Annotated in this window: 22 protein-coding genes; 13 read left to right on the top strand and 9 right to left on the bottom strand. The window is 63.5% G+C overall.

The window, feature by feature from the left end:
• The first annotated feature begins 604 nt into the window (after window positions 1-604).
• The 8 genes from rpmH (at window position 605) to ACSMXN_RS24615 (ending at window position 6670) form a co-directional block, all read left to right on the top strand.
• Window positions 605-742: a 50S ribosomal protein L34 gene (gene rpmH, locus ACSMXN_RS24650; RefSeq protein WP_081649318.1), complete on the top strand. Its 138-nt coding sequence runs from the start codon at window positions 605-607 to the stop codon at window positions 740-742.
• Window positions 743-774: 32 nt separating this feature from the next.
• Entirely contained in the window at window positions 775-1170 is a 396-nt protein-coding gene (gene rnpA / locus ACSMXN_RS24645; RefSeq protein WP_022915135.1) for a ribonuclease P protein component, read from the top strand.
• Window positions 1167-1610 (top strand): membrane protein insertion efficiency factor YidD, encoded by a 444-nt coding sequence (yidD, locus tag ACSMXN_RS24640; protein WP_081649317.1) that lies wholly within the window; start codon window positions 1167-1169, stop codon window positions 1608-1610. Before rnpA ends, yidD begins: the two co-directional genes overlap by 4 nt.
• A complete protein-coding gene (gene yidC / locus ACSMXN_RS24635; RefSeq protein WP_022915134.1) occupies window positions 1610-2725 on the top strand; it encodes a membrane protein insertase YidC in 1116 nt (371 codons plus the stop codon). Before yidD ends, yidC begins: the two co-directional genes overlap by 1 nt.
• Window positions 2726-2806: 81 nt before the next feature.
• Window positions 2807-3448, top strand: a complete 642-nt coding sequence (locus tag ACSMXN_RS24630; protein ID WP_022915133.1) for a Jag family protein — start codon at window positions 2807-2809, stop codon at window positions 3446-3448.
• Window positions 3445-4158 (top strand): 16S rRNA (guanine(527)-N(7))-methyltransferase RsmG, encoded by a 714-nt coding sequence (gene rsmG, locus ACSMXN_RS24625; protein WP_022915132.1) that lies wholly within the window; start codon window positions 3445-3447, stop codon window positions 4156-4158. The genes ACSMXN_RS24630 and rsmG overlap by 4 nt, the downstream gene beginning before the upstream one ends.
• A 47-nt stretch (window positions 4159-4205) precedes the next feature.
• Window positions 4206-5537 carry a ParA family protein gene (locus tag ACSMXN_RS24620; RefSeq protein ID WP_022915131.1) on the top strand — a complete coding sequence of 444 codons (1332 nt, stop codon included), beginning with the start codon at window positions 4206-4208 and terminating at the stop codon, window positions 5535-5537.
• A complete protein-coding gene (locus ACSMXN_RS24615; protein WP_022915130.1) occupies window positions 5537-6670 on the top strand; it encodes a ParB/RepB/Spo0J family partition protein in 1134 nt (377 codons plus the stop codon). The genes ACSMXN_RS24620 and ACSMXN_RS24615 overlap by 1 nt, the downstream gene beginning before the upstream one ends.
• An 81-nt stretch (window positions 6671-6751) precedes the next feature.
• Here ACSMXN_RS24615 and ACSMXN_RS24610 read toward each other — a convergent pair whose 3' ends face one another.
• A complete protein-coding gene (locus ACSMXN_RS24610; RefSeq protein WP_051149037.1) occupies window positions 6752-7387 on the bottom strand; it encodes a nitroreductase family protein in 636 nt (211 codons plus the stop codon).
• A 75-nt stretch (window positions 7388-7462) separates the two neighbouring features.
• On the opposite strand from ACSMXN_RS24610, the gene ACSMXN_RS24605 reads away from it, so the two are divergent.
• From ACSMXN_RS24605 to ACSMXN_RS24595, 3 genes are all read left to right on the top strand, one after another.
• Window positions 7463-8698: a pyridoxal phosphate-dependent aminotransferase gene (locus tag ACSMXN_RS24605; protein WP_022915128.1), complete on the top strand. Its 1236-nt coding sequence runs from the start codon at window positions 7463-7465 to the stop codon at window positions 8696-8698.
• A gap of 9 nt (window positions 8699-8707) precedes the next feature.
• Entirely contained in the window at window positions 8708-9331 is a 624-nt protein-coding gene (locus ACSMXN_RS24600) for a GNAT family N-acetyltransferase (protein WP_022915127.1), read from the top strand.
• Between the two features lie 95 nt (window positions 9332-9426).
• Window positions 9427-9693, top strand: coding sequence for a DUF2277 domain-containing protein (locus ACSMXN_RS24595; protein WP_022915126.1), 267 nt, complete (start codon window positions 9427-9429; stop codon window positions 9691-9693).
• Between the two features lie 4 nt (window positions 9694-9697).
• Here ACSMXN_RS24595 and ACSMXN_RS24590 read toward each other — a convergent pair whose 3' ends face one another.
• The 6 genes from ACSMXN_RS24590 to ACSMXN_RS24565 all read right to left on the bottom strand — a co-directional run bounded on the left by ACSMXN_RS24590 (window position 9698) and on the right by ACSMXN_RS24565 (window position 17314).
• Window positions 9698-10831, bottom strand: a complete 1134-nt coding sequence (locus ACSMXN_RS24590) for an N-acetylmuramoyl-L-alanine amidase (RefSeq protein WP_022915125.1) — start codon at window positions 10829-10831, stop codon at window positions 9698-9700.
• 398 nt (window positions 10832-11229) lie between these two features.
• A complete protein-coding gene (gene trxA / locus ACSMXN_RS24585) occupies window positions 11230-11559 on the bottom strand; it encodes a thioredoxin (protein WP_022915889.1) in 330 nt (109 codons plus the stop codon).
• Window positions 11560-11650: 91 nt separating this feature from the next.
• Complete coding sequence (gene trxB, locus ACSMXN_RS24580) at window positions 11651-12652, bottom strand: thioredoxin-disulfide reductase (protein WP_455407659.1); 1002 nt, start codon at window positions 12650-12652, stop codon at window positions 11651-11653.
• A gap of 47 nt (window positions 12653-12699) precedes the next feature.
• A complete protein-coding gene (murJ, locus tag ACSMXN_RS24575) occupies window positions 12700-14727 on the bottom strand; it encodes a murein biosynthesis integral membrane protein MurJ (RefSeq protein WP_022915887.1) in 2028 nt (675 codons plus the stop codon).
• Window positions 14724-16850 (bottom strand): DUF6049 family protein, encoded by a 2127-nt coding sequence (locus ACSMXN_RS24570; protein ID WP_022915886.1) that lies wholly within the window; start codon window positions 16848-16850, stop codon window positions 14724-14726. The genes murJ and ACSMXN_RS24570 overlap by 4 nt, the downstream gene beginning before the upstream one ends.
• Window positions 16847-17314 (bottom strand): NUDIX hydrolase, encoded by a 468-nt coding sequence (locus ACSMXN_RS24565; protein WP_022915885.1) that lies wholly within the window; start codon window positions 17312-17314, stop codon window positions 16847-16849. Before ACSMXN_RS24565 ends, ACSMXN_RS24570 begins: the two co-directional genes overlap by 4 nt.
• A gap of 137 nt (window positions 17315-17451) precedes the next feature.
• Between ACSMXN_RS24565 and ACSMXN_RS24560 the strand changes: the two genes are divergently transcribed.
• Entirely contained in the window at window positions 17452-18885 is a 1434-nt protein-coding gene (locus tag ACSMXN_RS24560) for a CCA tRNA nucleotidyltransferase (RefSeq protein ID WP_022915884.1), read from the top strand.
• On the opposite strand, the gene ACSMXN_RS24555 is transcribed toward ACSMXN_RS24560, so the two are convergent.
• Window positions 18854-20233: an MFS transporter gene (locus tag ACSMXN_RS24555; RefSeq protein ID WP_196811475.1), complete on the bottom strand. Its 1380-nt coding sequence runs from the start codon at window positions 20231-20233 to the stop codon at window positions 18854-18856. The genes ACSMXN_RS24560 and ACSMXN_RS24555 overlap by 32 nt on opposite strands.
• 185 nt (window positions 20234-20418) lie before the next feature.
• Here ACSMXN_RS24555 and ACSMXN_RS24550 point away from each other — a divergent pair, with 185 nt between their 5' ends.
• Complete coding sequence (locus ACSMXN_RS24550) at window positions 20419-21057, top strand: YqgE/AlgH family protein (protein WP_455407658.1); 639 nt, start codon at window positions 20419-20421, stop codon at window positions 21055-21057.
• Between the two features lie 83 nt (window positions 21058-21140).
• On the opposite strand, the gene ACSMXN_RS24545 is transcribed toward ACSMXN_RS24550, so the two are convergent.
• A complete protein-coding gene (locus ACSMXN_RS24545; RefSeq protein WP_022915880.1) occupies window positions 21141-22247 on the bottom strand; it encodes an inositol-3-phosphate synthase in 1107 nt (368 codons plus the stop codon).
• Between the last annotated feature and the right edge of the window lie 138 nt (window positions 22248-22385).

The raw sequence follows: 22385 nt of genomic DNA, 5'->3' as shown, positions 1-22385 counted from the left end.
ATTTTACCGGCCACCCTACGGATCATCCACATCGTTATCCACAGGGTGTGGAGGGTCCCGGAGATAGCCACGACGCCTGAGCGACGTGGAACATCACTACCCCGGAACCTCGATGCGTTGTCGTGAGCGGAACCCGCAGCGCATTTAGTTCGAGCGGACAACGTAACAGCGACCCGGGGTTATCCACAATGCAGGGTGGGACGAATTTGAGGCGATCGAAGGGCGCAATCGGCGTGTCGGCGACTCGGTAGAGTGAAGGACCACTAAGGTGCCGACAATTCGGGTGATGTATGACCCGTGTTCTGGGTCGATCGGACCATCGATGCCTTAGCAGCTCGGGTGCAGGTCGACCTTCAGGTCGGTGATGTGATCTTGCTCGTGCTGTCCTGCTGGATCACCCTGAGCCATCACCCTGGGCCAGGTGGTGCGGGTGCATCGGAAGGGACCCGCAGTTTGACCGCGGTGGGGTCCGATCCGTACCGTTGACCTTCCGTGTGCCGCTCATTCTTGCGGCGCACCGAATGTGACGTGGCCACCCACGGCCAGCAGCGCCTCTCGTCCCACCCGGGGTGCTGATGCCTACTTGATGTGATGGAGCGAGACCGTGAGCAAGCGGACCTTCCAACCGAATAATCGCCGTCGGGCGAAGACCCACGGTTTCCGCCTTCGGATGCGTACCCGCGCCGGTCGCGGCATCCTTTCAGCGCGTCGCCGTAAGGGCCGCACCGAACTGTCGGCATAGGCCGGCCAGGACTAGCCGACGGCGGTTCGACCGTGTTGCCCGCTCCGCACCGGATGCGGTCTTCGTCGGATTTCACCGCAGTGACGCGCCGTGGGCGCCGAACTCGTTGCGGCAGTGTCGTCGTGTACTTGCTGGACGATGCCAGCGTTAGCCTTCGAGCTGACCGAGCTGTTGGCGATCCGATTGCTGCTGATTCCTCAGCGGCACCGGCGAAGGTCGGATTGATCGTCGGCAAGACTGTTGGCGCGAGCGTCCTCAGACATCAAGTTTCTCGTCGATTGCGCGCACAGCTCAGCCAGCGCCTCGACCAGATACCCGCTGGATCTCGATTGGTGGTGCGAGCGTTGCCAGAGTCAGGCCCGGCGACCTCGGCTGCGCTCGGTCGCGATTTGAACAAGGCGTTGTCTCGCCTCGTGGCGCAACGATGACTACTTCTGGTGTGTCGACGGATTCCTCAGCGAGTTCCGAATCCACGACCACCCGAAGGATCAGCCCCGCGGCACGGTTGGGCTTGCTGTTGATCCAGGCCTATCAGGCCGGCTGGAGTTCACGCCGGCCGCCGTCCTGTCGTTATCTGCCAAGCTGCAGTGCGTACACCGCCGAGGCGATCGCCGTCCATGGGTTGATCCGCGGTAGTTGGCTTGGTGCTCGACGTATAGCGCGTTGTCATCCGTTTCATAGTGGCGGTTACGACCCCGTGCCTGATCCGGCTCCCGAGGCTTCAGCTCCCAAAGCTCCCAAAGCTCCCACTGCTTCGCCTGCGAAGGCAGGGCACGCCACCGCAGTGGCATCCTCGGGCGCAACTGTCGGAACTGATAACCGTGCCGATTCGTCGGAATATGTGAATCTCCTAGAACAGGCTGGTTGATGCTGGATCCCCTATATACCGCTGTCTCATGGGTACTGCTGCGCTGGTACCAGCTGTTCACCTTCCTCGGGATGGACAAGCAAGGCGGCCTGACGTGGGCGCTGTCCATCATCATGCTGGTGGTTACGGCGCGCCTGCTGTTGTTCCGGTTCTTCGTCAAGCAGGTTCACTACCAGCGACGCATGCAAGAAATGCAGCCGAAGATCAAGAAGCTGCAGGAGAAGCACAAGGGCGATAAGGCCACGCTCCAGCGCGAAATGATGGCGCTGCAGCAGTCTGAGGGATTCAACCCGATCTCCGGCTGCCTGCCGATGTTCCTGCAGATTCCGATCTTTATTGCCTTGTTCCATGTGCTCAAACACATGTCGAACTCGATCAACCTCAAGCCGGGCGACCCAGGGCTAAGTCTGTACGGCTTCACCGAGCAGCAGACTCACGATGCGTCCCACGCGAAGTTGTTCGGCGCGCCACTAGCCGCCTCGCTGCACGAGTCCGCGGACAAGATCCTGCAACTCGGTGGAGACGTCACCGCTACACGAATCGTGACGTTCGTCCTCGTCGTGATCAGTGCGGCGGCCACCTTCATCACGCAGCGCGCCGTCATCCGGAACGCACCGACGCCAGCCGAAGGCCAGGCCGCGGTGATCCAGAAGCTGATGCAGGTCGGTATCCCGATCTCCGTCGTGGTTTCCGGTTTCATCTTCCCGCTGGGTGTCCTCCTTTACTGGTTCACCTCGAACCTCTGGACCATGGGTCAGCAGTTCTACATCTTCAGGTTCCACCCGCACCCGGGCACCGTGACGGCTAACGCCGCCGGCCCGCAGAACGAGGTGGGTCGCAGCCTCGCACCGAAAGTGGGGGCAAAGCCCGTCAACCAGAAGAACAACCGGTCGACCGTGAAGCCGCCGTTGAACGGCGCGACGCCGGCAGACGATTCTTCAGCGGCGAGTGGCACCGAGTCAGACGATGATGTTGCTGTGACACCGAGTGCCGATAAAGCGTCGGGCAATGCCTCAGGTAACGGTTCCGGTGCGAATCGGCCCGCTAATAGACCCCCGCGCAGTACGGCCAATCGACCTGCGAACAAGCGCTCGCCCAGCAAGAAGAGGCGTTGACCGGGCGGTCTCCCCCTCTCCCGATACCTGTACGTGGTGCCAGGCCGGATACCCGGCGGCCCAGCTAGATAAGGAACCGCAATGACCGACACTGAAACCAGCCTGTCCGAGCACGCCTCGGAGGACGGCACTGACTTGAACCCCGCCGAGTTGACCGCCGAGTCCGATGTTCCCCTAGCGTCCGATGCCCAGTCTGATTCTCAGTCTGTTGCTGAGTCTGATTCTGATGAGGCCTTGGATGATGACGAGCCCGAAGAGGGCGGATCGCTTCTGGTGCGCGAGGGTGACATCGCTGCTGATTACCTCGAGCGCCTTCTCGACATCGTCGACTATGACGGCGACATCGACCTCGATGTCGAGAACGGCCGTGCGATGGTTGCCATCGTCGGTTCAGATCTGCAGCCACTCATCGGTCAGAACGGCGCCACCTTGGACGCGTTGCAGGAGCTGACCCGGCTGGCCGTCCAGCAGCAGACCGGCGTTCGAAGCCGCTTGATGCTGGACGTCTCCGGGCATCGCCGAGCTCGCCGTGAGGAGCTGACCGCGTTGGCGCAGCAGGCCGCTGAGAAGGTTGTCAGTTCGGGCGACTCAGAGCGTTTGGCGCCGATGAACCCGTTTGAGCGCAAGGTTGTGCACGATGCGATCTCTGCGATCGACGGCGTCGTGAGCGAGTCTGAAGGCGAAGAGCCCTCCCGCCGGGTTGTGGTTCTGCCCGCACGATGAACGACGGTGACTTCGTCACCGATGGCGGTGACCGCGTCACCGCTGTGGACCGCGAGACTCGGGCGGAGCCGGTAACCCCGGCTCCGCCCGAAGTCGTTGCGGAACGCTTCGGGGCGGCGACGATGCAGGTCTTGATGCGCTATGCGAACTGGTTGGCCGGAGCAGGGACGCTTCGTGGCCTTATCGGTCCTCGTGAGGTTCCGCGCCTTTGGGATCGCCACATCCTGAACTCAGTGGCCGTGAGCGAGCTGCTCCCCCGCGATGCCAGAGTCGTTGATATCGGCACCGGGGCTGGTCTGCCCGGGTTAGCCATCGCTTGCGTTCGGACGGACCTACGGGTCGATCTGATCGAATCATTGCAGCGTCGTACCGACTTCTTGGACGAGGTCGTCGCAGACTTGAATCTCGGCGATCGCGTGCGTGTGATTCGAGGTCGGGCAGAGGACGCGGCGGTGGTCAAGGCGGTAGGTTCAACACCGTTCGTAACTGCTCGCGCCGTGGCTCCACTGGACAAGTTAGTTCGGTGGTCATTTCCGCTTCTCGTGCACGGCGGGAGCCTGCTAGCCCTCAAAGGCGCAACTGCGGAGGACGAGTTGGTACAGCACGCGGCGGTTCTGAGGAAGTACCCCGCGGAGGTTGTCGGTGTTCAGGAGTGCGGGCAGGGCCTGGTGGATCCGCCCACTAGGGTCGTGCACCTAGTCCGTCGTTAGTCGCGGTACCCGATGCAAATCTGTAAGACCGATGATGAGGTGACTGCATGCCTGATGAGGCAGCGATCGATGTTTCACGTGAAACACACGACGCCAGGCCAGAGCTTGCCGACAATACTTCGGACGGCGCTTCCGAAGAGATCTCGGTGGTGAAAGACGGCTCCCCCGGCGCTGCCCCACGGGTCATCACTGACGTCAGAGACGACACAGACGGGTGGTCCACGGTGACGCAGACCCGCGGCACCCTTAGCGAGGTTTCACGTGAAACATCGGCCGACCAGGAGCTGCCTACAGCTGATCCCGCGTTTGACGTTTCACGTGAAACATCAAGCCCGCAGCAGTCGCCGAAAGCTGACCCGGCATTCAATGTTTCACGTGAAACATCAGCCACTGAGACTCCGGGTAACGCTGGCGAGCTGGTGACGGACCACCTCTCCTCGATTCTGGACTCCGAAGACGGCAGCACGGCGCATGTTTCACGTGAAACATCACCTATTGAGCGCGAGGCCATGCAGGCAGTGCATGTCCGCAACGTGCGACAGGAGGTGTGGCCCCGTCCGCCGGAGCGTCGCATTCTCACGATCGCGAATCAGAAAGGCGGCGTCGGTAAGACGACAACGGCCGTAAATATCGCGGTCGCACTCGCGCAGCACGGCCTTCGAGTTCTGCTCATCGACCTGGACCCGCAGGGGAACGCAAGCACGGCGCTTGGAGTCGACCACAGCGTAGGTACTCCGTCCGTCTATGACGTTCTATTAGGCGGTGCGACGCTAGCTGAGGTATCTGCTGTTGTTGAGGTCGCTCCGACGCTGCGCTGCGTTCCGGCCACCATCGACCTCGCAGGTGCCGATATCGAACTGGCGTCGCAAGTGGCTCGCGAACACCGCTTGCGGCGCGCCGTTGCCGAGTATCGCGAGGAGGTCGATTACATCCTGATCGATTGCCCACCGACGCTTGGTTTGCTCACCTTGAACGCCTTAGTCGCGGCACGGGAGATCCTGATCCCGATTCAGTGCGAGTACTACGCCCTCGAGGGCCTCGCTCAACTTCTCAACACCGTTGAGCTCGTAAAGACTCAACTCAACTCGACGCTCGAAGTAACAACCGTCCTACTGACCATGTACGACAGCCGGACCAAGCTCGCGGACCAGGTCGCAGACGAAGTGCGGAACCACTTCGGACCGAAGGTCATCCAGTCAGTCATCCCGCGTAATGTGCGAGTGTCTGAGGCACCCGGCTACGGCCAGACCGTCATGACCTATGACGCCGGCTCACGGGGAGCAATTGGATACCTCGAAGCTGCGCGGGAGTTGGCCGCTCGAGGTGCTGAGCAATCAAATGCGGGTCAGAGTGGTTCTACGTCGGCGAGTGGAGAGTAATGACTGGCAAGCAGCGTCGCGGCGGTCTCGGTCGAGGCCTCGGAGCACTCATCCCGACCGGTCCCGCACCGGTGGAGGACGGGGAGGGTACTGAGGTAGCCGACGCGAACGGGTCCACGCCAGGATCACCGTCGGTTATGTCAAGTCATAGCCAGCCTGTAGAGGGGACGCCCGCTGAGAAGGGGGCATCTCCGGCAACGGCGCCCTCAGGTGCCGGGGTGAAGATTGTCAATCGAGTGCCTTCAGTTGCTTCCATCGCCGCGTCGTCGGCTACCGATTTCTACTTCGACCCGGCTCCGGTGCCCGGCGCTACCCTCCGCGAGATACGTCCGGATGAGATCAAGACGAATCCGAAGCAGCCGCGAACCGTTTTCGACGAAGAAGCGCTTATCGAGTTGACGCACTCGATCAAGGAGTTCGGCGTGCTGCAGCCGATCGTGGTCCGGGCTCGGCCGGACGGCTATGAGCTGGTGATGGGTGAGCGCCGCCTTCGTGCGTCCATCGCGGCGGGCCTGGCGAAGATCCCGGCTATCGTCCGCGACACCGCAGACGATGCGATGTTGCGCGATGCCTTGTTGGAGAACATCCATCGCGCCCAGCTGAACCCGCTGGAAGAGGCGGCGGCGTATCAGCAGCTTCTCGAGGAATTCGGCGCGACCCATGACGAACTGGCGAGCCGGATTGGACGAAGTCGGTCGCAGGTCAGCAACACGATTCGTTTGATGAACCTGCCGATTCCGGTGCAGCGCCGAGTAGCTGCTGGCGTCCTCTCAGCCGGGCACGCTCGGGCACTGCTCGGCCTCGCCGACCGGGACAGCCAGGAGGAGCTCGCCGGCCGCATCGTGGCGGAAGGGCTATCGGTGCGCGCTACCGAAGAACTCGTCTCGTTGGCCGCTAACGCTGGAAGCGCCAACCGCGCCGCCAAGAGGGTGGCACCCGCACGGATCACGGCGCCAGCTCTCGGTGAACTTGCGAACAAGTTATCGGATGTCTTGGAAACACGGGTGAAAGTCGATTTAGGTCGGCGCAAGGGCAAGATCACCGTCGAGTTCGGATCGATCGATGACCTCGAACGCATCGTCGCCGTCATCGCCCCGCAACTCGCCACGAAGCCCAGAGCCAGCGCCGAATAAACGCAGAACACCCGCGCGTTCGCCCGGCAGGTAAGCGTTCGCCGAGCAGCGCTACGAATCTATTCGGTCAGCTCTGCTCGGTCAGCTCTGCTCGGCCGATTCTGTTCGGCCAACGGGGTCCATCAGACCGTAGGTGACGACTTCGGCCAACTCTCGCCGGCCGCGCTTCAACGACGGCGACCGTCGATCCGGTGCGGAGTGGCCGAGGCTGATCACCCCGACGAAGCCGAGACCAGCAGGTACACCCAGAGCGGCCCGTACGGCTCCCTGAGCGGTGGGTGGGACGCCGAAGAAGCAACTCGCCAGCCCGGCGTCGACGGCCCCCAGCAGGATCAACAGGCTCGCCATGCCGGTATCGACGTCCCAGTACGGCACCGGCCAGCGCGCCTCGTCGCGATCCGTCCATCCCTTATCGGGTTCGGCGTAGCGATTCAGATAAACGTCCTTATCGGAAAGAGCCAGAATCAGGACGGGTGCAGACTGCATGCCGAGCAGCCATGGATCGGCGGGACGCCCTGGCTCGGTCGTTGCGGCCCAGAACGCCGCGCGGTCCTCCGCTGACTCGAGGACGAGAAAATGCCAGCCCTGGCTGAACCCCGCCGAGGGTGCTCGGATCGCATACTCGAGCAGTTGGTCGATCGTCTCGCGGTCGACCGGACGCTCGGGTAGGTAGCTGCGAACCATGCGCCGCTTGCGGACGACTTCGGCGAATTCCATGTGCACATTGTCTATGAGCCGCTCGTGACGAATATCCGCGAGCGCAAACATGGCAAGGTGTGAAACCCTTGACCCGTGCAACTCGACCAGTCAAGCAAACTAGCCGGCGTTTCCTATGACATCCGCGGACCAGTGCTCGAAGAGGCAAAGCGCCTTGAAGAGCAGGGCCACCGGATTCTGAAGCTGAACATCGGCAATCCGGCAACCTTCGGCTTCACGGCGCCGGACGAAATCCTGGTGGATGTGATCCGGAACCTTCCTACCGCAGAAGGCTATTCCGATTCGCAGGGCTTGATGTCCGCCCGTACTGCCATCGTCCAGCACTACCAGCAACGAGGCATGCCGGACCTGGACGATGTAGACGATGTTTGGCTGGGCAATGGCGTCAGCGAGCTCATCATGATGGCTCTGCAGGCGATGCTGAACGACGGCGACGAGGTACTGATCCCCGCGCCGGACTTTCCCCTTTGGACAGCAGCAACTTCGTTGTCGGGTGGTACGGCGGTGCACTACATGTGCGACGAGGCCGAGGGTTGGTTGCCGGACCTCGACGACATGGCGGCCAAGATCACCGACCGGACGAAGGCGATCGTCGTCATCAACCCGAACAATCCGACCGGCGCGGTGTACCCGCTCGCGACGTTGCAGGCGATTGCTGAACTGGCCCGTCAGCACGGGCTGGTTGTGCTCGCCGATGAGATCTACGACAAGATCCTCTACGGCGACGCCGTCCATATCCCTTTCGCCTCGGTTGCCCCGGACTTGTTTACCCTTACGTTCAATGGGCTTTCTAAGGCGTACCGGCTTGCCGGTTTCCGGTCTGGCTGGATGGTGGTCTCGGGCCCCAAACGACACGCGGCGAGCTATCTCGAGGGATTCTCGGTGATGGCGAACCTGAGGTTGTGTGCCAACGTGCCGGCTCAACATGCAATTCAAACTGCGTTGGGCGGGCGGCAGTCGATCAAGGACCTTATCCTGCCGGGTGGCAGATTGCTCGAGCAGCGCGACGCCGCCGTCAAGGCCCTGCGAGCCATTCCCGGGGTCAGCTGTGTCGAACCCAAGGGCGCGCTCTACGTGTTTCCCAAAATCGATCCCGAGCTGTACCCGATATCAGACGATGAGAAATTCGTGCTCGACTTCTTGAGGGAACACCAGGTCCTGCTCGTCCAGGGAACGGGTTTCAATTGGCCGACACCTGATCACCTTCGCATCGTCACGCTCCCCCACGCCGAAGACCTGACCGAAGCGATCGGTCGATTGGGCTCATTTCTCGAGAATTACCATCGACAGCGGCCGGTACTTTCGGCTTAGCTAGAAGACATGTCGGCCTCCCGTCGAATCGTTCCGCTCACGCTGGACAATCTCGACGACCTTCCCTCGCCTTGCCGCACTTGCCTGTTCTGGGAGCTCGGCCCGGTCGTCGATTCTCAGGAGCTGCCGAAGGACGAGGCGATACTCGAGAAGGAGGCGTGGCTCTCCGCGGCCCTGCTCGACTGGGGTAGTTGCGGCAAGATCGTCTACATGGCTGGGGTTCCGGCGGGCTTTGCCCTGTTCGCACCGCCCGGTTTCGTCCCGCGGTCGCTGTCCTTTCCCACGTCCCCGGTGTCGGGCGACGCGGTGCTGTTGATGAACGCGCACGTGCTGCCGGAGTGGCGGTCCGCGGGTGTCGGGCGGATGCTGGCGCAAGCAGTCGCGGCTGAGCTTGTGCCGCGAGGGGTGAAAGCGCTCGAAGCGTTCGGATCGACCGGCAGGCTCTCCAAGGGCTGCCTGCTCCCAGCCGATTACCTGCGGGCAGTCGGCTTCAAGACCGTCCGGCCGCATCCGGCTTACCCACGGCTACGGATGGAGCTGAAGTCCACCGTGTCGTGGCGCTACGACGTCGAGTACGCCCTCGAGCGTATCTTCGGCAGCAATCTCGGACGGTCCCTGACGCCGGTCGGCTGAAACCGATGTTCTGACCCCGATGCGATCGGGGCACCCGGCCGACAAACGGTCTGCTGCGATGGCGCACACCTGCCCACACGTGCCAGGCTTGGGTTATGTGCCGAAATATTCGCGTCCTACACAACTTCGACCCGCCGGCCAGTCAGGACGAGGTTCACGCCGCCGCCCTGCAGTTCGTCAGAAAGGTCAGTGGAACGACCAAGCCGTCTGCCGCCAATCAGGCTGCTTTCGATGAGGCCGTGTACGACATTGCCCACACGACGCGCCATCTGCTGGAGGCCTTGGTGACCACGGCGCCGCCGAAGGACCGCGACGAGGAAGCCGCGAAAGCTCGGCTGCGTAGCCAGAAACGGTACGGCTGATATCTCAGATTGCGAAGGCGGGCAACTTCAGGACGCCGGTCGCCGGGTCGAGATCCCGTGGCAGGTACAGCCGCTGGATCGCCGCCAGCAGCCCTTCGGCCACCCCGTCGCGGAACGCTCCGTCGACCAGTAGGGGCAGGTCGACCGGCGAGGTCAGGTAACCGAGCTCGAGCCGGATCGTAGGCATCGCGGTCAGCAGCAACATCGTCCAGGACTTGGCATGCGTTCGGCCGTCCAGCATCCCGGTGCGGGCAACCACTTCGCGCTGCACCAGCCCGGCGAATCTCTCGCCGATCGACGACGAAACCTCACCCGCGCCGTAGTAATAAGTGGCCACGCCGTTCGCGTGCGGGCTGGGTGAGCCGTCGATGTGCAGTGACAACACCAGGTCGGCTCCCTGAGCGTTGGCGAACTTGGCTCGAGCCGTGTCGTCGGGGCCGCCGTGTCGTCCGCGGGTCAGCCAGGTCGTCACACCGAGGGCGGTGAGACGTCCTTCGAGGCGAGTCGCCAGATCGAAGACGATGTCGGCCTCGCACGTCTCGTCACCGTTGCGGTCCGTCGAGACACCGCGGTCATCGCCGCCGTGGCCGGGATCGATGACGATGCGCTTGCCCAGCAGGTTCGGCCCGGCCTCGGCAACGGCCATCATGTCGCGCAACATCTGGGGCGCGCCACCCCGGACCCGGCGGGCTTCGAGCCGGAGCAATGCGCGCAGTGTCTGGGGGCCGCAGATGCCATCGCCGAGCAGGCCCTGCTCGCGCTGGAAAGACAGCAGCGCGAGTGCGGTGTTGGGGCCGAAATTGCCATCTGCCCGGCCCGCGTTGTAGCCGATCTCGAGGAGCTGCCGTTGGAGTTCGGCTACATCATCACCGATCATCGGCTGGGTCGCGTTGTGCGCCAGGGTTCGGTCGCCGAGGCGCCAGCGAGCGGCCTGGAGCGCTCGCCACGACTCTGCGCCGACTATTCCGTCGATGGTCAGCCCACGGCGCTGCTGGAATGCCCTGATCGCCATCTCGGTGGCACCGTCGAGCAGGTCTTCAGTTGCCGGGTCGGTGTTGTCCAGAAGGCCGAGAGTCGCGAGTATCCGCCGGGTCTCGGACACACCGCGATCGCGGTCACCGAGTCGGAAGACCTGCATTCGATGCCTCACCCTTCGCCGAACGAAAACGCTTACTGCCTGGATAGTGCTCGAACTGCCGTGCAACCCGTCAAGCTCGTGAAACACAGCGCCGCGAACCGATCGATACCGGTCATCGTTGTGGCGACCAGTAACTGATCCATAGCGCGGCTGGAACCATTCTGCCCTACCGGAACCGCTACCGGAGAATCCGGTCGCGGTCTCGCACCGCCCAGCGAGAACGGGTGGCCTCTATATCGGAGTTGTGTCGGGGCCGGCGAAGATCATCGGCTCGGGTGGGGTGAGCGGACTGCTGCAAGTAAAAATGGCGGCCATCTCGCATGTTAGCGAGATGGCCGCCATGTCACGTTTAACCGAAGTGCGCGAGGACTCAGCGTCTTCTTAGTGAGGCCGGGCTATCAGCCGATGTAGTCGGCGAGGTCCTTGAGGAGCGCAGCCTTTGGCTTTGCACCCACGATGGACTTGACGATCTCGCCGCCCTTGAACACCGACATCGTCGGGATCGACATGATTTGGTAATCACGAGCTACGCCAGGGTTCTCGTCGATGTTGAGCTTGACGACCTTGATCTTGCCCTGATGCTCGCCCGCGATCTCTTCGAGAACCGGGGCAACCAGGCGACACGGCCCGCACCATTCGGCCCAGAAATCAACCAAGACGGGGACATCTGACTGCAGGACGTCCGCTGCGAAGCTGGCGTCGGTGACTGGGGTGGTGTTCTGGCCCATATGAGCAACTCCTAGAACTGTTGGATTGGTCGTACTGGCTTTATAACGCGGGAGAGGTCGAAACCCTTCCCTGGTTGCATTCGGTTCGCGCTCAGACTTCGAGCGCCGCCAGCACCGGATCATGAGTTGCTTCCAGTGCCGACAGGAACCTCTCGGTGTCCAGAGCTGCCTGACAACCACTGCCTGCAGCGGTGATCGCTTGACGATAGACGTGATCTACGACATCGCCGGCGGCGAACACGCCCGCCTGGTTCGTCCGGGTCGTCCGCCCGTCGACAAGGATGTAGCCCTCTTCGTCGAGCTCGATCTGGCCCTTGACGAGGTCAGACCGGGGATCGTGCCCGATCGCGATGAACAGGCCGGTCGCCTCGATCTCGCGGGTCTCACCGGTGACGGTGTCGCGCAATGTCAGGCTGCTGACCTTGGTGTCACCGTGGATCTCGGCAACTTCAGAGTTCCAGGCGAAGGTGATCTTCGGGTTCGATTCGGCACGCTCGGCCATGATCTTGCTGGCGCGTAGCGCATCGCGGCGCACGACAACCGTCACGGATTCAGCGAACCGGGTGAGGAACGTGGCTTCTTCCATCGCGGTGTCGCCACCGCCGACGACGACGATGTGCTGGCCTCGGAAGAAGAAGCCGTCACAGGTTGCACACCACGAGACACCGTGCCCGGACAGCTCGTCCTCGCGGGCCAGGCCGAGCCGCTTGTAGGCCGAACCCATGGCCAGGATGACGGAGTCGGCTGTGTATTCGCCGCCCAACGTCCGCACGGTCTTCACCGGGCCCTCGAGGTCGACGGAGACGACGTCGTCAGACACCAGCTCCGCGCCGAACTTCTCGGCTTGGGTGCGGATCTCGGTCATCAGTTCGGGGCCCATGACACCATTGGGGAAGCCCGGATAGTTCTCGACCTCAGTGGTGTTCATCAGGGCGCCGCCGTACTGGCTGCCCTCGAACACCAGGGGATTGAGTTCGGCACGGGCGCTGTAAAGCGCGGCCGTGTAACCCGCCGGCCCAGATCCGACGATGATCACCTTGCGGTGGTTCTCGCTCACAACTACCTCGATATCGCTGACGATTGGCACCCGCACGGACTACTGCCCGCTTGAGCTTTGTGTTAACGAGTCTAGGTGTCGCCCTATTCCGCTGGTACGTCCGTCCGATCGACTGGTTCGTCCATGTTGTCATCCCTCCGGGGCGTGCGGCCGCGCACCGCATCGAGGATCTCGCGGACCTCGGGTAACGGCAAGCGCAGGGCCACCCCGCCCATGACTGCGAGGCCGAGGGTGCCCCCCACCAAGAACTCTATGAGCCCCGATACCCGCCCGATTCCCATCGTCGCGTTACCCACCAGCACAACGGCGAGCGCGACCGCACCACCTGCCACCGCGGCGATGCTGATCCAGCCGACGGTACGGGCAACGGGCATCAGCCCGAGGCGGCCGAATTTGCGCCGCAACAGGAAGTGCCCGACGATGCAGCCGGCCACGTAGGACAGCGACGTCGACACGGTCAGTGCGATGACCACGCCGCGGTCACTCAAGGTGGCGGCCGCGATCACCAGGGCGACGATCTTGGTACCGACCATCGCGATATTGATGAACGTCGGCGTCCGCGCATCGCGCATCGCGTAGAAGACCCGTTGCTGAAGCATCACGAAGGCGAACGGCAACAGGCCGAAGGCGCCCGCGGCGAGCGCGATACCGGTGAGCCGTGCATCGTCGGCCTTGAACCGGCCAAGCAGGATCGCGCTCGTGAACGACGGCCCGAGCACGATGAGCCCTGCAGTGATCGGAATCAGCGCAACCGCTGACAATCGGGCGCCCAGGCGGAGGTCATCGAGCACTTCGGCGGTGTTGCCCCTGGCGGCGGCGCGACTCATCCGTGGCATGAGGGCTGTGAGCAGCGAAACGCCCACGATGCCGTATGGCACCTGGAACAACAGGTCCGCTTGAGCGAAGATCTGCACCGCACCGTGCGAATTGGCGACCCGGTTGATGGCGACCACGCCTAGCTGACTGACCGCGACGTAGCCCAGTACCCACAGCGTGAGTGTCCGGAACTCAGCGATCCGGCCCACCTCGTTGGGGCTCGCACGGAAACGCCACCGCCACCTGAAGCCCGTCCGGCGCAGCGGGATGATCAGGATGAGCGACTGCGCAACGATGCCCAACGTCGTACCGACGCCTAGTACGAGGATCTGGGTATCGGTTATCGATTCGGTAGTCAGGGTGCCGCCATGGCCAGGGACCAGCGCGAACAGCGCGGCGGCGGCAATGGTGATGACGTTGTTCATCACCGGTGCCCAAGCGGGCCAGCCGAATACGTGCCGTGAGTTCAGGATGGCCGCGAACATCGCGCCGAGACCGTAGAAGAAGATCTCGGGCAACAGCAGCGTCGCAAAGAGGGTCGCGGTCGGGCGATCCTGGGCATTGCCGCCGAAGACATCGATCAACCAGGGAGCGGCGACCACCGCGACCAGCGTGCCCGCTCCAAGACCGGCTACCGCGATGGACAGCAGCCGCTGGGTGTAGGCAACGCCGCGGTCACGGTCGTCCTGCTGTGCCTTCACCAGTACCGGAATGATCACGCTCGTTAGCACGCCGCCGAGCAGCAGCTCGTACACCATGTTCGGCAGGGTGTTGGCCAAGCCGTAGGCATCACCCGCACTGTGCAGACCCGATCCGACGGCTGCGGCGATTGCGATGTTTCGAAGGAACCCCGTGGCCCGACTCGCGAGGCTGGCGATGGCCATCGTCCGGCTAGAGGCCATCAGGCTCGGTTCAGGCACGGCGTCGAAGGCCACCGACGCCGCGTCCGGAGCCGCGTCCGACGACGCGTCCGGAGTCGTTGCCGGATTCTCGTCGATGACCGGTCCGGCCGATTGAGCTACGGTCCCTGTCGCCAGCCCGGTGACCGCCTGCTCGGTGCCCGACGGCGGGGTGCCGAAGTCGGTTCGCGGACGGTGGCGTCGCGGCCCGTGATAGATCGGTGGACTCCAGGCCTCGTGCACCCGTCCGTCAGCCTGCGCTGTTGCCACCGCGAGCGACGATCCATCTCCGGGAACAGGCATGGGTGCGCCGTAGATGCGAGGGGCACTCCAACCCCCATCACCGTCGCTGGCAGTCACGTCGGCGCCGAATCCGGTACCGGATGGGTCGCTCATACCGGGGCCCCAGCGACGCGATTGGCGCGGCGATGGTTGCGGTAGCGCAGGACGAAGCGGCGAACCAAGGCAATCACAAGTACGGCACCTGCGACGATCGTGATGGTCTTCGTGATGCCACCGAGCGCCGTTGCGCGCAACTTGAGCTCAACCGGCTGCCCCAACTGCTGGCCGTCCGGCGTCGTCAAGTTGGCGGTGACTCGGAACTGACCCAACCGTTCGACATGGGTAGGGAGCTGGACCTGAGTACGTCCCGGGGGCACGATCTGGGTCTGAGGCGTCGCTTCGAAGCCGCTGACTCCCGGCCCGGCGTCGACCGATACCCGGACGGCTATGTCCTGACCCAGATCGTTGACGATCGTGACGACTACTGGTGCCGTCGATGACGAGAGTCCGTAGCTACCGTTGGATGGCTTTACCAGTCGGACCGAATTCAATCTGGCGTTGATCGCTGCCACGAGTTCGTTTGTAATCGCCTCGCCGCCCTGGCGGTCGATCCGCCACGCGCTGGACTCCGCTCGCTGGATTCCGAGGTTGAAGCCTCCTAGCAAAGCAGCCGAGGCGTCACTCTTCATCGCGTCCCGCATCGACGCCACCTGCTCGCCGACTTGGACGATCCGCGCCATCTGGGTCGGACTGATCTCTGCGGCAGCAGACTCCGCCGAAGTCTGCAATGGACCCCGGTCGATCGGTTTGATCGCCCCCAATGCCTGTGGAATCGACAGTGTCGTGCTCCAGGTGTTGCTGACCGTGGCCATGATCGTGGCCACCGCGACCGACGGATTCGGGTCGACCCAGCGGTCGGGCGTCACGACCACGAAATGCGTCTGGCTGGGCTCGGCCACCGCTCGGACGGCCAGTTGACTGATCAGCGTCTGCTGGTTACTCGCAACGTTTGCCACGTCGGCAGCAGAATGGCCGAGGATCGCGTCCACGGACTTCTCGATCGACGTGTCTGTGACCAGTGCCGAGGCAAATCCGCCGGCAGAGGGCAGTGGTGAGATCGCGTCCGGCCTGGCCCGAGCCTTGTTCTGACCGGACAGCGCTACGTCACTCAGAACTACGGCCGAGGCGCCGCTGGCGATTGTCGCATCGAGGGCCTTGCTCGTCAGGGCGTTTCCGGCCGGCCAGCTCACGTCAGTGCTCAATACCGGCAGATACGGCGTGATTCGCTCGCGAACCTGCGCGTCCAGGGCCATCGAGTAAGGGAGACCGGCCCGCGTCACAGCGTTGACGTCCGGGTCACTGTAACCAGTCAGCACCACGTCTTCGGTGGCTCCGAGGGCCTTGAATTGGGCTAACCAGGCCGCCGCGTCGGTACTGCTCGGCACCTTGATGGCCTTGCCATCGGTACGGACCGAATAGCCGGACGGCCCGGCCATGATCGCCAAGCTGTCGATGAGCTCCGGATCGACAACCAGCGTCATCCTGATCTTCGGCGACGTCAGCCGCACTACCTGCAGAGATCGATAGAGGCGGCCGTTGGGTGCGATCGATTTTGCGAGTTCGTTGTCGGTAAAGACCGTGTCGCTCAGGCTCCGATGCGGCTTGTCGAGCAACGGCCAGATCCAGCCGACCTGGACTGGCTTGGGGGTCGAGACGAAGCTCGGGATCAGGATCTGGGTTCGAGCGACCTCGCTGAAGCCCGAGAATTCACTGGTCTGGCCCCGGACGACGAGCGCATACGGGTAGACCGCGGTGGCGCACAGGCACATCATGGCGGACGTCGGGTCGCTCAGGTAGGTGACAGTGACAGAGCTGTGGGCGGGAAGCGCCTTCTTCTGATCGGCATCGTTCGAGCTCAAGAGTGTGTCGGTGGCCGGGGGCTTGGCGATCGCCGCGTCGAGATCGCTCTGCTGGGTTATCGGGGTGCCGCGTTCCAAGCCGACAGCGAAATCGGAATACGTGGTGTCCGAGGTGTTGACGACTTTCGCCGTGAAGGTGACCTTCTGAGTGAGGTTGGTCGCGTCCGGGCTGCGTGGCGTCATCGAGATCAAGGTGACGGCGACGCCCGGGGTGGTAGTCGCGGCCGTTGCGGAGGTAGCTGCGACCGTGCCTGGGATGAGCGCGGCGAGGAAGATACCGGCCGTGGCCAGCAGGTTGGTGAGCCTTCTACCTCTCACGCGGTATCCCTCAGCATGCGGGTGGCTTTGTCCAGGAGATCCCGTTCGTCCGAGTACGCCAACCGGGCGGCGATCTCCGATATCGGCACCCAGGCGACCTCGGTGACCTCGACGTCGGAGTCCGACAACTCACCACCGGTAGCCCGCAGCAGAAAGTGGTGAACTGTCTTGTGAATCCGCCGGCCCTCGGCGACGAACCAGAAGTCGATGGTGCCGAGTTCGCCGATGATCTGCCCTTCGATGCCGGTCTCCTCGGCCACTTCCCGGACTGCGGCCTGTTCGGCCGTCTCACCGGCCTCCAGGTGGCCCTTGGGTAGCGACCACAACAACTGCCCACGTCGGCTCGTCCGTCCGATGAGGGCACCGTACGGAACGGTGCCGGACAGGTCGACAACCAGGCCGCCGGCACTGGTCTCGTCGAAGCGCGGCAGTCGTGGGCGTCGGGTGGTCGACGCTCGGGACATGAACCGATGCTACCCAGCGCATCGGTAGGCTCCGCTTACGTGACCGCCGACGCGACCGTGCCGCTTTCGAGATCCCGCCTATCGACTGCGGATGCGAGATCCATCGAAGGACCGATCGTGGAACCAAAGGATAAACTATGACGAATCCCGGCGAACTGGTCGAGATTCCGGCGGCCGCAGCACGGCTGGGCCAGGCATTTGCGACGGCAGGACACCAGCTGTATCTCGTTGGCGGCCCGGTCCGTGATGCCCTGATGGGCCGCCCGGTGAGCGACCTCGACTTCACCACCGACGCGCGCCCGGAACAGGTCCTGGCAATCACCAAGCCACTGGCGCAGTCCGTCTGGACCACGGGCATCGAATTCGGAACCATCGGGGTCCAGATCGACGGTCAGGCCTGCGAGATCACGACGTTTCGGGCCGATCGCTACGACCGAGTCAGCCGCAATCCACAGGTGGCGTTCGGTGACAACATCACCGACGATCTGCTTCGCCGCGATTTCACCATGAACGCGATGGCGGTATCGGTCGTGGATCGGTCATTCCACGACCCGTACGGCGGGTTGGCAGACCTGGCCCGCGGTGAACTGCACACGCCTGCGGCGCCCGTCGAGTCGTTCGCCGACGATCCGCTGCGGATGCTCAGGGCAGCCCGATTCGTTTCCCAACTCGGTGTCACCGTGGCGCCCGAGGTGCTGGCGGCCATGACCGAACTGGCGCCAGAGCTCTCGCGCATCACCGTCGAACGCGTGCAAGCGGAGTTGAACCGGCTGATCGCTGGACGGTTTCCGAGGCGAGGTCTGGAGGTACTGGTCGATGCCGGTCTCGCGCAAGTGGTGCTTCCCGAAATCGCCGCACTACGCATGACCACCGACGAACACGGGCAGCACAAGGATGTCTATGCACATTCGCTGCAGGTGTTGGAGCAGGCGATCGAGTTGGAGCAGGCGGGAGCGGCCGAGGACTCAGCAGTGCCTGCCGATCTCGTCCTGCGGTGGGCTGCGCTGCTTCACGACATCGGCAAGCCCGACACCCGCCGGTTCGTGGATGCGCCCAGCGGCGGCAGCCAGGTGACCTTTCATCACCACGAGGTGGTGGGAGCGCGGATGACGAAGAACCGGCTCAAGGCACTCAAATTCCCCAAGGATCAAATCGAGGACATCTCGCGCCTGGTGTTCCTGCACTTGCGGTTCTACGGCTACGGTCGCGGCGAGTGGACCGATTCCGCGGTGCGCCGCTATGTCACCGATGCTGGTCCGCTGCTGGATCGGCTGCACAAACTCGTTCGTTCGGACACGACGACCCGCAACAAGCGCAAGGCGGCGACCCTGGCGGCAACCTATGACCACCTCGAGGAGCGCATCGCAAAACTGCGCGAGCAGGAGGAACTGGACGCGATTCGTCCGGACCTGGACGGCACCGAGATTATGGCGATCCTCGATGTACCGCCGGGTCCACTGGTCGGCCAGGCTTACAAGCACCTGCTCGAGCTGCGAATGGAAAACGGGCCGCTCGGGCACGATCGTGCCGTTGCCGAGCTCAGATCCTGGTACGCGGGGAGGACTGAATAAGCGCAGGGTCGGCGGTAACTGCGTCCGGAGCAACGACGGGAGCCTGGTCGATGTCGCGCAGCCGGTAGTAGATGATTCCGACCACGATATATACGACGCCGATCGCGACGACTGCGATCGTCGACTTACCGTTTTCGGGGAGCAGCACGGCCGTGAGCACGGCAGCTGAGACAAAGAGCAGGTTGAACAGGGTGTCGTAGAGCGAGAACACCCGCCCGCGAAAGTCGTCGGCCACCCGTTGCGCGACGAGGGTGTCGACGCAGATCTTCACGCCCTGGGCGACGAAGCCGAGCAGGGCCGCTGCCGGCAGGAATGTCTGCAACTTGAACGGCAGGCCAAGCACGAGTTCGACGATCCCGGCGAAGACCAGCATGACCGCCGGCCACTTGGTGAAGCCGAGCCGGCGAGCGGCCCAGGGCGTGACAACGGCCGCCAGGCCGCCACCGATGGCTATGCCGGCAACGACCTGGGCCAACCCGGGAAGCCCCGCCCGAAAGAAGCCCTCGTCGGAGAAGTAGTTGCGGTACAGCAGCAAGGTCGTGATGGCCGTGACCCCGTACCCGAACCGGTGTACTGCGATCACCCCGAAGGCACGCATCACCGAAGGATGTGACCGGACGTGTTGTGCGCCGGCGATGAGTCCCGAGACCACATTGCGGACCGTCTCCCCATGACTGCGGGTGTCGTCGTCGGGCCCGAGCTTGTGAATCGGGAAGCCCGTCGCGAACAAACCCGCGGCGAGGTAGCCGATGAACGCGCTGCAGGCGATGACCGCCGAGCCGCCATCCCCGCCACCCGCGAGCGAGCGCAGACCTATCGCGATCCCGCCGCCCACCGAGGTCGCCACAGCGCCCGCCGTCGTCGACAGCGCGTTCGCCGATATGAGACGGTCGGACTCTACGACGTGCGGCAGTGAAGCGGACAAAGCCGACAAGATAAATCTGTTGACCGAGATGACGACGAGGGCGCTGAGATAAAACGGCTGGCCGTGGACGCCGGAGGCAATCTCGGCGGCGACGCCGAAGACCATCAAAGCCCGGATGAAGTTGGCGTTGCGGAGGACGCGCTGGCGCCACCAGCGGTCGAGCAACACGCCTGCGAACGGACCGAGAATTGAATACGGCAGGAGCAGGACAGCAAACCCGGCGGCGACATCACCGGCGTGCGCTTGGCGTTCAGGATTGAACAGAACCGCGCCGGCCAATGAGGCCTGAAAGACCCCGTCCGCGAATTGGCCGGACAGCCGGACGCCGAGGAGCCTGCGTAAATCGGGCAGCGCAAGCAGATTCCGGGTCGCTCGCACGGCCGGAGTGATCGTCTTCGGTGTCAGATCGGCGGGTTCGCTCATCAGCATTTCGTTACTCGGTACCTGGTTGGTGAGGGTGGATCATCGGGTCGTGGTGTCGCTCGTGCGGGTGATACCACCGATCGTCACACTGCGACCGTAGTCGGTCTTGGTAACGCTCGGTGCAAGATGTAGGTACGGGTCAACATCCCGGCCGGAGATGTCCTCTGTAGAATCGGAGCCTGCGCGTGACATCTGAATTTTCGGAGTTGCCATTCGACTCGGGGCTGCCCGGGGTACCTGTTTCACAGGCGATGTGGAACCTGCCACCGCTGCCTCCGGGTCCGCATCGGCTGTTGATCGCGGCACCGGCACTCGTAGACCCCGAGTTCTTCCGGACGGTGGTCTTCCTCATCGAGCATGACGAGACCGGCAGCGTCGGCGTGATCATCAACCGTCCCTCACACGCGCCAGTAGGCCAGATACTGCCTGACTGGCAGGACGTGATGAGTGAGCCTTCGGTCGTTTTCAACGGTGGTCCCGTCCAGCGCGATGGCGCACTGGGCCTTGGTCGCCTTGCGGGCTCGACAGATGCTGGTAACGGCCTACGGGCGGTGAGCGGCGGACTGGCGCTGGTCGATCTGGATGCCAACCCGAACGAGGTCGCAGTTGGAGCCGCGAGCCTGCGGGTCTACGCCGGGCACTCGGGTTGGGGAGTCGGCCAGCTCGAGGCCGAGATCGCTGATGGTGCCTGGTTCGTCGTGGCAGGCGGCCTCGACGACGTCTTCTCGGAGCGTCCTGGGACTTTGTGGCGGACGGTATTACGACGTCAACCGGCCCCGCTGTCGCTGCTGTCCACGTTCCCGGTAGACGTCGGACTGAATTGACCCGGGCAACGCATAGTGCGGCCCGAAATTCCGGTCTCCGTCGCTGGAGCCGAAACCTCGGGCCGCACAATGGGTGTTGAGGGCTAGCGGTCGATCTCGCCGTCGATGAACTGCTGCACCTTGCGGCGGGCAGTCTCGTCGTCGTATTGCTCGGGCGGTGACTTCATGAAGTACGAGGCAGCCGAGAGGATCGGTCCCCCGATACCCCGGTCCTTCGCGATCTTCGCGGCACGAAGCGCGTCGATGATGATGCCCGCCGAGTTCGGTGAATCCCAGACCTCGAGCTTGTATTCGAGGTTCAGCGGAACCTCGCCGAAGGCACGACCCTCGAGCCGGACATAAGCCCACTTGCGGTCGTCGAGCCACTGGACGTAGTCCGAGGGACCGATGTGGACGTTGCGAGCGCCCAGGTCGTGCTTGAGGTTCGAGGTGACGGCCTGCGTCTTGGAGATCTTCTTCGACTCGAGGCGATCGCGCTCCAGCATGTTCTTGAAGTCCATGTTGCCGCCGACATTGAGCTGGTAAGTGCGGTCCAGCACGACGCCACGGTCTTCGAAGAGCTTCGCGAGCACCCGGTGGGTGATCGTCGCGCCGACCTGCGACTTGATGTCGTCACCGATGATCGGAACGCCGGCATCTTCGAACTTCTTCGCCCACGCGGGCGTCCCGGCAATGAAGACGGGCAACGCGTTGACGAAGGCGACCTTGGCGTCGATCGCGCACTGGGCGTAGAACCGCGCTGCGTCCTCGGATCCGACGGGCAGGTAGCAGATCAGGACGTCGACCGCGTTGTCCTTGAGGACCTTGGTGATGTCTACGGGCTGCTCATCGGACTCTTCGATTGTCTCGCGGTAGTACTTGCCCAAACCGTCCAGCGTGTGGCCGCGCTGGACCGGGACGTCCAGCGGCGGAACGTCACACAGCTTGATGGTGTTGTTCTCGCTCGCCACGATGGCCTCGGACAGATCGCGCCCGACCTTCTTGGCGTCGACATCAAAGGCGGCGACGAAATCGATGTCGCTGACGTGGTAGTCGCCGAACTTGACATGCATCAAGCCCGGGACGGAACCCGCCGGATCGGCGTCGCGGTAGAAGTGGACGCCCTGCACGAGTGACGCGGCGCAGTTGCCAACGCCGACGATGGCAACGCGAATCCGGCCCTTGGCCGAGGTTGCGTTTTCCGAACCCATCGGGTTCCTCCTTAGGTAGTGGACTGTTCTATTTGGTTGTTAGCTGTTTGTTGCTCAGTACCGCTGGTTACTGCCGTTACTGCTGTTGCCGTTACTGCTGTGTTGCCCGGTGGGCCGGGCGGCGAGGTCGCCGGATCG

The organism is Parajatrophihabitans canadensis (genome assembly GCF_053764775.1).
Note: the sequence above shows the minus strand (reverse complement) of the source record. Positions and strands in the feature narration are given on the sequence as shown.